The sequence below is a fragment of the Luteibacter pinisoli genome (assembly GCF_006385595.1).
Lineage (GTDB): Bacteria > Pseudomonadota > Gammaproteobacteria > Xanthomonadales > Rhodanobacteraceae > Luteibacter > Luteibacter pinisoli.
Genome location: NZ_CP041046.1, coordinates 622,559 through 635,675, shown reverse-complemented (window position 1 = coordinate 635,675; position 13,117 = coordinate 622,559). Strand labels below are relative to the sequence as shown.

General features: G+C 66.6%; 10 protein-coding genes. 2 read left to right on the top strand and 8 right to left on the bottom strand.

Annotation, left to right across the window (positions count from 1 at the left end; translation table 11 throughout):
* Position 1 precedes the first annotated feature (1 nt).
* The 4 genes from FIV34_RS02860 to FIV34_RS02845 are packed head-to-tail and all read right to left on the bottom strand — an operon-like array spanning position 2 to position 2,959.
* A complete protein-coding gene (locus FIV34_RS02860) occupies positions 2-529 on the bottom strand; it encodes a pilus assembly protein PilP (RefSeq protein WP_139979493.1) in 528 nt (175 codons plus the stop codon).
* Complete coding sequence (locus tag FIV34_RS02855; RefSeq protein WP_139979492.1) at positions 526-1,173, bottom strand: type IV pilus inner membrane component PilO; 648 nt, start codon at positions 1,171-1,173, stop codon at positions 526-528. The genes FIV34_RS02860 and FIV34_RS02855 overlap by 4 nt, the downstream gene beginning before the upstream one ends.
* The gene (locus FIV34_RS02850) at positions 1,170-1,901 is read right to left on the bottom strand and encodes a PilN domain-containing protein (RefSeq protein ID WP_139979490.1); all 732 of its coding nucleotides are present in this window, start codon (positions 1,899-1,901) and stop codon (positions 1,170-1,172) included. The genes FIV34_RS02855 and FIV34_RS02850 overlap by 4 nt, the downstream gene beginning before the upstream one ends.
* Complete coding sequence (locus tag FIV34_RS02845; protein ID WP_139979488.1) at positions 1,901-2,959, bottom strand: pilus assembly protein PilM; 1,059 nt, start codon at positions 2,957-2,959, stop codon at positions 1,901-1,903. Before FIV34_RS02845 ends, FIV34_RS02850 begins: the two co-directional genes overlap by 1 nt.
* 234 nt (positions 2,960-3,193) lie before the next feature.
* Between FIV34_RS02845 and FIV34_RS02840 the strand changes: the two genes are divergently transcribed.
* Together FIV34_RS02840 and FIV34_RS02835 are read left to right on the top strand one after the other, a co-directional pair.
* Entirely contained in the window at positions 3,194-5,770 is a 2,577-nt protein-coding gene (locus FIV34_RS02840; protein WP_139979486.1) for a penicillin-binding protein 1A, read from the top strand.
* Between the two features lie 61 nt (positions 5,771-5,831).
* Positions 5,832-6,482: a hypothetical protein gene (locus FIV34_RS02835; RefSeq protein ID WP_139979484.1), complete on the top strand. Its 651-nt coding sequence runs from the start codon at positions 5,832-5,834 to the stop codon at positions 6,480-6,482.
* Between the two features lie 730 nt (positions 6,483-7,212).
* On the opposite strand, the gene FIV34_RS02830 is transcribed toward FIV34_RS02835, so the two are convergent.
* The 4 genes from FIV34_RS02830 to glnE form a co-directional block, all read right to left on the bottom strand.
* Complete coding sequence (locus FIV34_RS02830; RefSeq protein WP_139979482.1) at positions 7,213-8,508, bottom strand: citrate synthase; 1,296 nt, start codon at positions 8,506-8,508, stop codon at positions 7,213-7,215.
* Positions 8,509-8,781: 273 nt separating this feature from the next.
* Positions 8,782-9,027 carry a type B 50S ribosomal protein L31 gene (locus FIV34_RS02825; RefSeq protein WP_036137903.1) on the bottom strand — a complete coding sequence of 82 codons (246 nt, stop codon included), beginning with the start codon at positions 9,025-9,027 and terminating at the stop codon, positions 8,782-8,784.
* Between the two features lie 81 nt (positions 9,028-9,108).
* Complete coding sequence (locus tag FIV34_RS02820) at positions 9,109-10,041, bottom strand: nucleoside hydrolase (RefSeq protein ID WP_139979480.1); 933 nt, start codon at positions 10,039-10,041, stop codon at positions 9,109-9,111.
* A 51-nt stretch (positions 10,042-10,092) separates the two neighbouring features.
* The gene (gene glnE / locus FIV34_RS02815; RefSeq protein WP_139979477.1) at positions 10,093-12,981 is read right to left on the bottom strand and encodes a bifunctional [glutamate--ammonia ligase]-adenylyl-L-tyrosine phosphorylase/[glutamate--ammonia-ligase] adenylyltransferase; all 2,889 of its coding nucleotides are present in this window, start codon (positions 12,979-12,981) and stop codon (positions 10,093-10,095) included.
* Positions 12,982-13,117 lie beyond the last annotated feature (136 nt).

Here is a 13,117-nt window from a genome sequence, read left to right as displayed (position 1 = left end):
CTTATTTGTCGCCGACCGCGATGCTTGCCGGACGCTCCATCCAGCCGCCGGTGCCGTTCGACACCAGTTCGACCAGATCGATGCGGTCTTCCCCCACGGCCGTGATGCGGCCGTACGACTGCCCCATGTACTCATTGCGATGGACCCTGTGGATCACCCCGCCTGGATCCTTGACGAGCGCTTCCAGGCTGGATCCTGCACCTACCGTACCAACCATCTTCAGCGTATCCAGGGCGAACATTTCCAGCGGTTCCTTCGGACGGTTCTCGTCCGGGCGCGGGCCGCTGCCCGACGCGTTCTCCATTTCAGCCGTGCTCGGGCTGAACGGATCGCGGGCGGTCTGGTCCTGGTACGCAAAGGTTTCGAACGTGCGGATCACCGGCAACGGCGGGATCGGCTCGCCCTTCTTGTGCTTTTCAGCGTCGACCCAGTCACGCAGGTCGGACTGGCCGCGCGTGCAACCGGCCAGCGCCACGAGGGCCAGGCCGGCCGCCGCGAGGCGGAGATGGATGTGCCGGGAACGGATCACTTGGCACCCCCTTCCGTCGTGCTCTTCTGCTGGGCCGCGGCCTCGTCATCTTCGAGGTAACGGTAGGTCTTTACCGTGCCCTGGAGCACGAGCTGGCCCGATGTTCCCTTGCTGCCATCCTTCGGCTTCAGGGAGACATCGTGAAGCGTCAGGATCACCACGCGCGGCAGCGAGGCCACGCCGCTGATGAAGGTGCCGAACTGGTGGTACGTGCCCACCATGCGCAGCGTGATCGGCTTCTCGGCGTAGAAATCCTTCGGCGTTTCCGGGCCCGGCTGGAACAGGTCCGATTCCAGCCCGGCGGCCAGGGCCGTCTGCGAGATATCGACCAGCAGCTCGGGCATTTCGGTCCGGCTCGGCAGCTGGCGCAGCAGCTGGCGGAGCATGTCCTGCATTTCGGCAAGCTGCTGTTCCAGCGCCTCGAGGTTCGCCGACTTGGCCTGCTTCTGGGAGAACTCGCCCTTGAGCGATTCCTCCTTCGACTCGGCGTTGGCCAGGTCGTCCTGCTGGCCGCTGATTTCAACGTACCAGCCGATAGCAACCACGACGACGAAGACCAGGCCGGTGAAGAACATCTTTACCGACTTCGGCCAGCCACCGACGTTGTTGCGATCAAGGTTGCGCAGATCGTCAAGGAAGCTCATGGCTTGGCTCCTGCCGGGACGGTGGCGGCGGTGGCCGGCGTCGCTGCGGTCGGAGCGGCGGCGGGCGCTGCCGGGGCGGGAGCACCGGTGACGGCCTTGGCGGCATTGGCGAGCGGTGCCGGGACGGCAGGTGCGGCCGCCGACGGCGGGGTCATGACGGTGGCCGAGGACGCCGGCGCATCGGCGCTGGGCGTATTCAGCTTCACGTCGAGCCCGAACGAGTACGGCATGCGCGAATCATCGTGCGTGTTTTCCGTCTTGCGCAGGTCGGCATGGCCCATCCAGGGCGATGCCTCGATGTTGCGCATGTACTCGGCGACGCTGGAGTTGGACTGCGCCACGCCGTCGAGCGACATGGAGTCACCCGACTGCTTCATGGAGCCCAGGCGCGCGCTGGCCGGGATGGTCTTCACCAGTTCGTCGAACAGGTGGACCATCTGCGAACGGTTGGCCTGCAGCTGCTCGATGATCTGCTTGCGCTGGAGCAGGCCCGCACGGACCTTTTCCAGGTCCTTGATCTTGGCGATGCGGTCGTCCAGCTGCTTGATTTCACCCTGGAGGTACGTGTTGCGGTCGTTCTGGTTATCGACGCGGGCGCCCATCCAGTACGACCAGCCCAACAGCACCACCATGGCCGCCGCGAAGGCGACACCCAGCTGCATGTAGAACTCGCGTTCCCGCTGCTTGCGGCGCTCGGCACGCCAGGGAAGTAGGTTGATCCGTGCCATCAGTCGAAGCTCCGCATGGCCAGGCCGACGGCGATCATCAGCGCCGGGGCATCCTGGGCGAGGGTCTGGGCCTGGACCTTGCTGGACAGGGACATGCGAGCCAGCGGATTGGCGACCACGCAGGGCACGCCCAACTGCTGCTCGAGGATCTCGGTGATGCCGTCGATCGAAGCGCAGCCACCGGCCAGGACGACCTGGTCGACGCGGCTGTACTCGCTGCCGGCGAAGAAGAACTGGAGCAGGCGGCTGACCTGCTGGACCAGCGACTCCTTGAACGGCTCGAGGGCCTCCATCTCGTACGACTCGGGCAGGCCGCCCTTGCGCTTGGCGCGGCCCGCTTCCTCGTAGGAGAGACCGTAGCGGCGCATGATTTCGTCGGTGAGCTGCTTGCCGCCGAAGACCTGCTCGCGGGAGTAGATGGTGCGCTGGTTCTTCAGCACGGCCAGGGTGGTCATGGTGGCGCCGATGTCCACCACGGCCACGAGGGCGTCGCGGGAGACGGCCAGCTGGTCGGCCACCATGGCGAAGGCGTTCTCCATGGCGAACGCCTCGACGTCGATCACCCGGGCGGTCAGGCCGCCGAGGTCTAGCGCGGCGATGCGCATGTCCACGTTCTCGGTGCGCGACGCCGCCAGGAGGATGTTGTTCATCTCCGGGTTGTCCCGCACCGGACCCACGATCTCGAAATCGAGGCTAACTTCCTCGATCGGGTAGGGAATGTACTGGTTGGCTTCGACCTGGATCTGGCCCTCGAGGTCATCCTCGGAGAGATCGGCCGACATGGGAATGATCCGGGTAATAACCGCCGAGCCGGCAACGGCCGCCGCAGCATGCTTTACCTTGGCCCCTGAGCGCGCCAGGGCACGACGGATTGCCTCGCCGACGGCCTCGACCTCGACGATGTTCTTTTCGACGACGGCGTTGGGCGGCAACGGCTCAACGGCATAATGCTCGACGCGATAGCGCCCGCCTGCCTCACTGAGCTGCAACAGCTTTACCGCGGTCGAGCTGATGTCGACACCGATCAACGGCGCCGCCTTCGGTGTAAAGAGCCCCACGATGTCCCCCTTCCCCGCGCCTTGTCGGATTTGGTCTTCGGCGCGAAGGCATTAGATCTAAAACTTAACGGCAAAGCAACGGCCCGTCCAAGCCCTTATCGGCACTAATTCACAAATCCTGACGATAGGTTAGCGTTCCCCCTTCATACCGGGTCGAGCCTGGCCGGTCCGTCCCGGGGGGTGGCGAGGCTCTATACTCCGCCACGACCTAGACGGCGGTGATCCCTCCCCTTCATGCGAATCTTCAAGCGTCTGCTGCGTATCGCGCTGTACCTCTTCCTGGCCGGCATCCTGTTCGTAGGGGGCGCCATTGGCGTGGCCTACTGGCTGCTGGCCCCGCGCCTGCCCTCCGTGGCGGTGCTGCGCGACTACCATATGCAGGTTCCCCTACGCGTCCTCAGCTCGGATGGCCGCCTGATCGCGTCCTTCGGCGAGACCCGACGCATCCCCGTGCGCATCGCCGACGTCCCGGCGCGCCTGAAGAACGCCGTGCTGTCGGCCGAAGATGCCGATTTCTATAGCCATCCCGGTATCGACTGGCACGGTATCGCCCGCGCCGGCATCCATGTGATCGTGTCCGGCGGCGACAAGGGCTCGGGCGGCTCGACCATCACCCAGCAGGTGGCGCGCAACTTCTTCCTCAGCCCCGAGAAGCTGTATTCGCGCAAACTGACAGAAATGTTTATCGCGCTGCGCATGGAGAACGAGCTCACCAAGGACCAGATCCTCGAGCTGTATCTCAACAAGATGTTCCTGGGCCATCGCGCGTACGGCGTGGCCGCCGCGGCGTCGTATTACTACGGCAAGACGCTCGACCAGCTGACGGTGGCGCAGTGCGCCACGCTCGCGTCGACCTTCCAGCTGCCCTCCCTGGTGAACCCGCTCAACAGCCCGAAGCGCATGATCGGCCGTCGTGACTGGGTGCTGGGCCAGATGCTCTCGAACCGCTTCATCACCCAGGCCGAATACGAAGAAGCGATCAAGGAACCGAACGACGCGTTCCCGCACGAGCAGCAGATCGAGGTGGACGCGCCGTACCTTGCCGAAATGGTGCGCCAGCAGACGCTGGAGAAGCTGGGCAACGATGCGCTGACGGAAGGCTACGTGGTGCACACCACCGTGCCGAGCGAGAGCCAGGCCGCCGCCAACGATGCACTGCGCGGCCGCCTGTCCGCGTACGACCGCCGCCACGGCTACCGTGGCCCGGAAGGCCATGAGGAACTGCCCGGCGGCGCCGGCCCCGAAGACTTCGATCGCGTTCTCGCGGGCTACACGCCCGTCGCGGGCATGATGCCAGCCATCGTGACGGCAACCGGCGCCAAGGAGGCTACGGTGTACCTCAATGCGAAGGAGTCGGCGACGATCAGCCTGGAGTCCATTACGTGGGCCCGGCCGTACGTCAACGAAGGCCGTGCGGGCGCGGCGCCCACGCGCGTCGACGCCGTCCTCAAACGCGGCGACGTGGTCCGGCTGATCCGCAGCGAGAAGGACGATATCTCCGAGGACGCCAAGGCGACCGACACCGCCGCGACGACGACCGAAGCCAAGCCCGAGTCCAACAAGGGCCCGTGGCGCCTGACGCAGATCCCCGCCGTGCAGGCCGCGCTGGTGTCGATCGACCCGGAAGACGGCGCCGTCCGCGCCCTGGTCGGCGGCTTCAGCTTCGCCCGCTCGAAGTTCAATCGCGCGGTGATGGCGGCACGCCAGCCGGGTTCCAGCTTCAAGCCGTACCTGTATTCGGCCGCGTTCGAGCGCGGCTTCACGCCTGCGTCCATCGTCAACGATGCGCCGGTGGCCTTCCCGGACCCGAGCCGCCCGGATGGCGTCTGGACGCCCGCGAACGACGACAACAAGTTCAGCGGCCCGATGCGCTTGCGCGAGGCCCTGGTGCAGTCGAAGAACCTGGTGTCCGTGCGCCTGCTCGATGCGATCGGCGTGCGTTACACCCGCGACTACGCGACACGCTTTGGATTCACGCCGGATGCGCTGCCGCAGAACCTGTCGCTCGCCCTGGGTACCGCCTCGGTATCGCCGATGAGCATGGCGCGTGGCTACGCCGTGTTCGCCAACGGTGGTTACCTGGTGACGCCGTACTTCATCTCGCGGATTGACGATCGCGACGGTAATCCGGTGTACGTGGCCAATCCGGAACGGGCCTGCGCCGATTGCCAGGAACGCCTGCTCAACCCGACGCCGCCCGGCCCGCCGACCCAGCCGAGCACCGCGCTGATTCCGGCCAAGCCCGCGGCAGCGAGCAGCGCCGGCGGCGTCGGCACCGGCGATGCCGTGCTGCCGGCGGATGCGCACGACAACGCCTCGCAGGCTCCCAAGCTCGCACCGCATGTCATCGACGTACGCAACGACTACCTGGTGACGTCGCTGATGCAGGACGTGGTCAAGCGCGGCACGGGCTCCGCAGCCAAGGCCCTCGGCCGCGACGACATCGCAGGCAAGACCGGTTCGACCAACGACCATCGCGACGCATGGTTCGTCGGCTTCAACGGTGACGTCTCTACCGCGGTATGGGTGGGCTTCGACGACTTCAGCTCGCTCGGCCGTGGCGAGTTCGGTGCGAAGGCCGCGCTGCCGATCTGGATGGACTACATGGGCGCGGTGCTGGCCAACAAGCCGTCGCATACGCTGGCCATGCCGCCGGGCATCGCCACCGTGCAGATCGACCCGGGCTCAGGCTTGCCGTCGCCCGGTGGCATGAACGAGATCATGAAGGTGGAAGACGTCGACCGTCTCCGCGAACAGGCACAGCAAAAGCAGCAGGAGGAACAGCAGGACCACGCCTACGACATCTTCTGACGCACGGTGCCCCACACGCCGTACGTTCATTGGCAACCTTTCACACCATAGGGGGTGAGTCATGGCACGAGGCGAACATCACAAGATCCACGCGCAGGACAGGACGCAGCGCAATCGCGTCCTGGTCGCCCAGGAAGCGGCACGCCTGATGAGCGAACACGGCATTCGCGATTTCCATCACGCGAAGCTCAAAGCCGCCGAGCGGCTCGGCATCATCGATACGCAGGCCCTGCCCCGCAACAACGAGATTGAAGACGCGCTGCGCACCCACCAGCGCCTCTTCCACGGCGACAGCCAGCCGCAGGCGCTGCGCGCACGCCGCGAGGCCGCGGTGGAAGCCATGCGTTTCCTTCGTCACTTTGATTCACGGCTGGTGGGCGCGGTGCTGGAAGGCACGGCCGACGAACACTCCGCCGTGTGCCTCCACATCTACAGCGACGACCCGGAAGCGCCGGGCCTGTTCCTCACCGAGCAAGGCATCCCGCTGGAAACGCAGACACGCCGCCTGCGCTGGTCCGGCAACGAACAGAGCGAGCACACCGTGCTGTTGTTTGGCGCCGATGGCATCCCGTTCGACATCACGGTGCTTCCGCTGGATGCGCTGCGCCAGGCACCGCTGGATCGCGTGGACGAACGGCCGATGCGTCGCGCCACGCGGGCGATGGTGCAGGAACTGCTCGCCGAGGAAGACATCTCCGCCTTCAACGGCTAGGAAGCACATCGCCAATGACCGGTGCCGCCCGTTACAAGCGGCATCGGTTCATTCGCGTTGCGAATGCGTGTTTTCAGCGGCGTTCGCCGCCTTGGGCGTGATGCCTATAGGGGTCGGAGACGGGCAGGCCCCTGGGTCCGCCAGACGCGGACCTTCGGACCGGGCCGTAGGAAGCGCTCGCGCGACAATCGCGGCCTTGTGCGGCCCTCCGCTTATGTCGGCCCCAGGGGCCTGCCCGTCTCCGAGTCCACGCGCCCCGTTGCGTGTGACAAAAGCAGAATACCCGGCTTTTGTAGGAGCGCGCTCGCGCGCGACCGCGTGCCGGGAGACGGGCCCTCTCGCGAGCACGCCTGCCGCGAAGACGCCCACGCCCCCCTCCCCTTTCCCGGCACCCAGCACCTCGTAGCGCCAGCTGGTCGCGCGCGGTTGCTTTACGCGGTGTGATCTCCCGCGAGTTACGACAACAGTTGGCGCGCGGGTGGGCAGGCCCCCGGGGCCGACATAAGCGGAGGGCCGCCTTGAGCCGAGATGATCGCGATGAGGTTGCCTACGGCCCGGTCCGAAGGTCCGCGTCTGGCGGCCCCGGGGGCCTGTCCACCCGCAGTTTCCTCAACGAAACAGGAAGGAGGCGGCGAAGGCCGCTGAAAACATGCATTCGCGGAGCGAATGAACCGACGCTGGCGGCGGACGCGACAAGCCAAAAAAAAGCCCGCTTTCGCGGGCTTTTTTCTTAGCGCTTGTCGCCGGGGACGTAATCGCGGACGTCGGCGCCGGTGTAGATCTGGCGCGGGCGGCCGATGCGCGATCCCGGGGTCTCGTGCTGCTCGATCCAGTGCGAGATCCAGCCGGAGGTGCGCGCGATGGCGAACATCACGGTGAACATCTCGGTCGGGATGCCCAGGGCCTTGTAGATGATGCCCGAGTAGAAGTCGACGTTCGGGTAGAGCTTGCGCTCGACGAAGTAGTCGTCCTTCAGTGCAGCCTCTTCCAGCTTCATGGCCACTTCGAGCAGCGGGTCGTTCACGCCGAGCTCGTTGAGCACGTTGTGGCAGGCCTCGCGGATGATCTTGGCGCGCGGGTCGAAGTTCTTGTACACGCGGTGGCCAAAGCCCATGAGACGGAACGAATCGTTCTTGTCCTTCGCGCGCTTGACCGCGTTCTCGACCTTATCGGCGGTGCCGATCTCTTCAAGCTGCAGCAGCACGGCTTCGTTCGCGCCACCGTGGGCCGGGCCCCAGAGCGCGGTGATGCCGGCGGCCACCGACGCATACGGGTTGGCACCGGTGGAGCCCACCAGGCGAACCGTCGACGTGGAGGCGTTCTGCTCGTGGTCGGCGTGCAGGATGAACAGCAGGTCGAGCGCCTTCGCGACGACCGGGTTCACGTGGTACGCCTCGCTCGGCACTTCGAACATGGTGTGCAGGAAGCGCGTCACGTACTCGAGGTTGTTGCGCGGGTAGCGGTTCGGCCAGCCGATGGAGTGGCGATAGATGGCCGAAGCGATGGTCGGCATCTTCGCGATGAGGCGGATGGCGGCCAGATGGCGGTGCTCCGGGTTCTCGACGTTGAGATCGTCGTGGTAGAACGCCGAGAGGGACGCCACCGAGGCGGCCAGCATGGCCATCGGATGGGCGTTGTGGTGGAAGCCCTTCAGGAAGTCCTTCAGGTTCTCATGCATCATCGAGTGATGCGTGATGTCGTTCGAGAACTTCTCGAACTGCGGCTTGGACGGCAACTCGCCGTTAAGCAGCAGGTAGGAGGTTTCGAGGAAGGTGGACTTCTCGGCCAGCTGCTCGATCGGGTAGCCGCGATACAGCAGGACGCCCTTGTCGCCGTCGATGTAGGTGATGGCGCTCTTCGTGCTGGCGGTGCTGCCGTAGCCCGGGTCGTACGTGAAGTAACCGGTGTCCTTGTACAGCGTGCCGATGTCGACGCACTCGGCGCCGAGCGTGCCGCCGATGACCGGCAGTTCGCTCACGGGCTTGTTGGATTCATCGACCAATTTGACGGTTTTGGCGTCGGACACGGCGAGCTCCTCTTTCACTCTGTTCGGACACGTCGATCCGCGTAGGGAACGACGCTGGGGATGTGGATGAAACGACGGCCTGGGGAAGCCACCGTACCGGCCGCACACGGCGACCGAAGTTCCCCATTATCGCACATCGCCCAGTCAAACGTCCGTTCGACGAAGGTGGAAAACGCGCACGCAAAAAGACACGGGGCAAGCCATGGGCTCGCCCCGTGTCCTTTCTATCCTCGCTAAACGCCACCCCGCAGGCGGCGCGCGGACCGCTTCGGCTTACTTCTTGCCGTAGCGCTGGCGGAACTTGTCGACGCGGCCGCCCACGTCGAGGGTCTTCTGCTTACCCGTGTAGAACGGGTGCGAATGGCTGGAGATATCCAGCTTGATGACCGGGTATTCGTTACCGTCTTCCCACTTCACGGTGTCCTTGGAGGACATGGTCGAACGCGTCAGGAACGCGAAATCCGACGACAGGTCCTGGAAAACCACCGGCTGGTACTTCGGATGGATGTTCTCTTTCATGTTCGTGACTTCTTGAATGGCGGGGTGAAAAGAGCGGCATTGTAGCGAGGGGCTGGTCAATCTGCAACCAGCCCCCGGGCCTTACAGGGCGCCCAGCGCCTGGGCGATCAGCTCGCCGAAACGGGCCTGGTCCACGTCCAGGACAATCCGGGCATTGGGGCGCCCGCCCAGGCGGCCGTGCCAGTCGACGACGGTGGCACCGCGGGTGAGCCGGCCATCCAGCTCGATCGCCACGTGGCGGGTTTCGGCACGGGTCACCATGGCCGGATCCAGCGCCACGGCCATGGCCAGGGCGTCCGCCGCGATGAAGCCGGTGCGCTCGTGCTCCGCATTGAAGCGGCGAGCCGTGCCGAACACGTCGTGGAAGAAGGCGGCGCGCTTGTCGCCACGGGCCACCCAGCCTTCGTAGACATCGTCAGGGAAGGCATGGCGCACGGTCGCCTCCCAATCCACCAGGTCGAACATCTCGAACGCTTCGAACACCACATGGGCGGCTTCGGGATCGAAGCCGATGTTGAACTCCGCCGGGATCTTGCCGGTGTTGCCGTGGCCAGTGACCGCACCGCCCATGATGACCAGGCGCTTCACGCGCTGCGGCATCGCCGGGTCAAGGCGTACCGCGAGGGCGAGATTGGTCAGCGGCCCGAGGGCCACCAGGGTGAGCTCACCGGGACGCTCTTTGGTCAGGCGGATCAGCGCGAGCGCCGCGTGTTCGGTCTCAGCCGCGTGCTTCGGCTCAGGAAACCCCACGTCGCCAAAACCATCTTCGCCGTGCACGAACGCCGCATCTTCCTCCGGCGCGCGAACCAGCGGTGACGGGCACCCGGCGAAGACCGGCGTCGTCGCACCGACCAGGTCCACCAGCGTGCGCGCATTGCGCACGGTGTGCTTCAACCCGACGTTGCCCGCGGCGACGGTGAGCGCCGCCACGTCGGTGTGCGCATGCGCCATCAGGATGGCGAGGGCGTCATCCACGCCCGGGTCGGTGTCAATCAGCAGCGGCAGTCGTGTCATCTTGCGGTTGCGTCCATGGATGGCCGGACAGCATAGCGCTGCCGCGCGGGTTCAGACAGCCTTGGCCTCGGACGGCGCCGCAGCGCCGAAGTCGAAGCCGAGTTCGCCGATCACGCGCTCCACGGCAGCGCACAGCATGTCGAGCGCGGGCGTCCGGGCGGTGACGCGGGGCCGCAGATCCAGCGTGCAGGTGAGGCCCATCTGCAGCAGGTCGGCGTGCGCCACGTGCAACGTATCGGCCTGGGCCTGGGTGAACAGCCCCGCGACGCGCAGCTCGTCGATCAACACGCTGTTGGCGGTGCTGTCCAGGATGCCGGGATGGGCCGCCGCGTGCGCCAGCACCATGCCCTGCAGGACGAATTCGATGTCGATCAAGCCGCCCTTGCCCTGCTTGAGGTCAACCTGCGTCGCGTCGGAACGGTCGCGCTCCGCCCGCCACCGCGCGCGCATGGCGCCCACCTCCGCGACCACGCGGGCCGTGTCGCGCACCGCACCCAGGATCTCGCGACGCACGGCGTCGAGCATCGAGCCCACGGCGGCGTCACCGGCCACGAAACGGGCACGCTGCAACGCCTGGTGCTCCCACGTCCACGCGCGATCGCGCTGGTACGCCTCGAATGCATCCACGCTGGCGACGAGCAGGCCTTTCGAGCCATCGGGGCGTAACCGCGTATCGACGTCATAAAGCTTGCCGGCGTGCGTCTGCGCGCCCAGCCAGTGCATCACGCGCTGGGCCAGGCGCTGGTACCAGCGCGTACCGTCCACGGGCCGCGCGCCATCGCTCATCGCATTCGCACGGCGGCCGTCGTAGACAAACACGAGGTCAAGGTCGGAGGCGAAGCCAAGTTCCTCGCCGCCGAGGCTACCGTAGCCCAGCACGGCAAAGCCGATACCGTCGCCCGGCAGGCGTCCGTGTTGCGCGGCCATCTCACGGACGGCGAGCGCGAGCACCGCGCCAATCACCGCCTCGGCCAGCCCGGCGAGACGACGCGCGGTCGCCGTTGCATCGGCGCGGCCATCGCTGAAGGCGAGGCCCAGGCGGAACGCGATACTGGAGCGGAATTCGTTGATGCGCTCGAGTTCGCGCTCGGCATCGCGCTCGTCAAGCGTGCCCAGCGTACGCACGATCTCCGCGGAAATATCCGCGCGCTTCAGCGGCAACTGATCGATGCGCGGATCCAGCACGTCGTCCAGCAGCAGGGGCTGGGCAATCACGCGCTCGGCGAGGAAGGCGCTCTCGGCAAATACGTTGGCCACGCGCCGCCGCGCACTGGGCTGCTCGTCGAGCAACGCCAGGTAGGACGAACGCCGCGCCACCGCCTGCACCAGCCGCACCATGCGCAGCAGGCTGGGTGAGGGTGACGCACTGGCGCGCGCGGCGGCAATGAGCTGCGGCATGAGACGCTCGAGCCGCTCCGCGGAGCGCGCCGACATCGAGCGGACGGATCCGGCACGCGGAAGCTTGCCCAACGCATCGGCGGCCTCGATACCCGGCACGAAGCCCGACGCCTCCATCATGGCCGCCGTGAGCGTTTCATCGCGTGCGGCTTGCCACAGCTCCGACTCGGCCACCGGCGCCGTGGCGGTCTGGCCGGCCTGCGGCACGAGCACCGCGGCAAACTCGGCCGAGACTTCCGTGCGGTGCCGCGCGAGGTCCACTGACAGGGCATCCCACGAGGCGTAGCCGAGCCCCAGCGCGAGGCGCTCGCGGGACAGCGCGTCATCGGGGATATCGTGCGTCTGTGCATCGCGCAGCATCTGCACGCGGTTTTCCAGCCGGCGCAGGAACACATACGCCTCACGCAGGAGCCTCGCGCGGGCCTTGGGAATGTAGCCACGCGACTCGCAGGCACGCAGCGCCGGCAGCAGGCCGCGCACGCGCAGCGCCGGGTCGCGGCCGCCGCGGATCATCTGGGTGAGCTGCACCACGAACTCGATCTCGCGGATGCCACCCGGCCCCAGCTTGAGGTTGCCGGCGAGGTCCTTGCGCGCGACTTCCGCGTCGATCAGCGCCTTCATCTCGCGCAGGCCCGCAAACGCGGTGTAGTCGAGATAGCGGCGGTAGACGAAGGGGCGCAGCATGTCCTGCAGCTCGCGACCGGCCGTGCGGTCGCCCGCTACCGGCCGCGCCTTGATCCACGCGTAGCGCTCCCAGTCGCGGCCTTCGCGCTGGTAGTACTGCTCCATCGCGGTGAACGGCAGCGCGAGGCGGCCGGCGTTACCAAACGGCCTCAGGCGCAGGTCCACGCGTGCGCAGATGCCATCGACCGTGGGCTCGGCCAGCAGGCGAACCAGCTGTCGCGCCTCGCGCACGAAGTACTCGCCGTTGTCGAGCGGGCGCGCGCCATCGGTATCGCCACCGGAGGCATAGGCGAGCACCAGGTCGATGTCGGAGGAAAAGTTGAGTTCGTTACCGCCGAGCTTGCCGAAGCCCAGCACCACCATGCGTTGTTCCTTACCCGCAGGGTCGCGCGGCACGCCGTGCCGCGCACGCAGCGCGTTCTCGGACCAGCGCAGGGCGAGGGCCAGCAGCGTCTCGTAGAGCGCGCTGGTGGAGGCCAGCGTCTCGTCGATGTCGTCCAGGCCGTTGACGTCGCGGAACACGAGGCGCACGGCCTCGGCGTGCCGGAAGCGGCGCAGTACGGCCATGCACCGATCTTCATCCGCCGGCAGCTCCAGCGTGGCCCCACGGGTGGAGGCATCGGCGTTGACGCGCAGCCGCTCCAGTCCGGCCGGCGCCAGCAGCTCGGGCTGCCGACGGAACACGTCGTAGGCGAAGTCCGACGCAAGCAGGGTGCGGCGAACGCGCTCCGCGACGCCTGCGTCGTCATGCAGCGGAATGCGTGCCGCGCGGCAGGCAGCCATCACGTCGTCATAACGCTGATCGATCAGCGCGCGGAGGTCGGCGCTTTCGCGCGGGGCGGCGGCATTTTCATTCATGAGGCGGTCATTGTGCCTGACTGGGTCGCGAGCGCGCTGCCGCGCCGTTTGCGGGTTTTTTCGGCATAACCCTACGAAAAATCGTGTGCCGACAGGGGTTTCCGCGTGACAACCGGTTCATGTCTGATTCGTTACA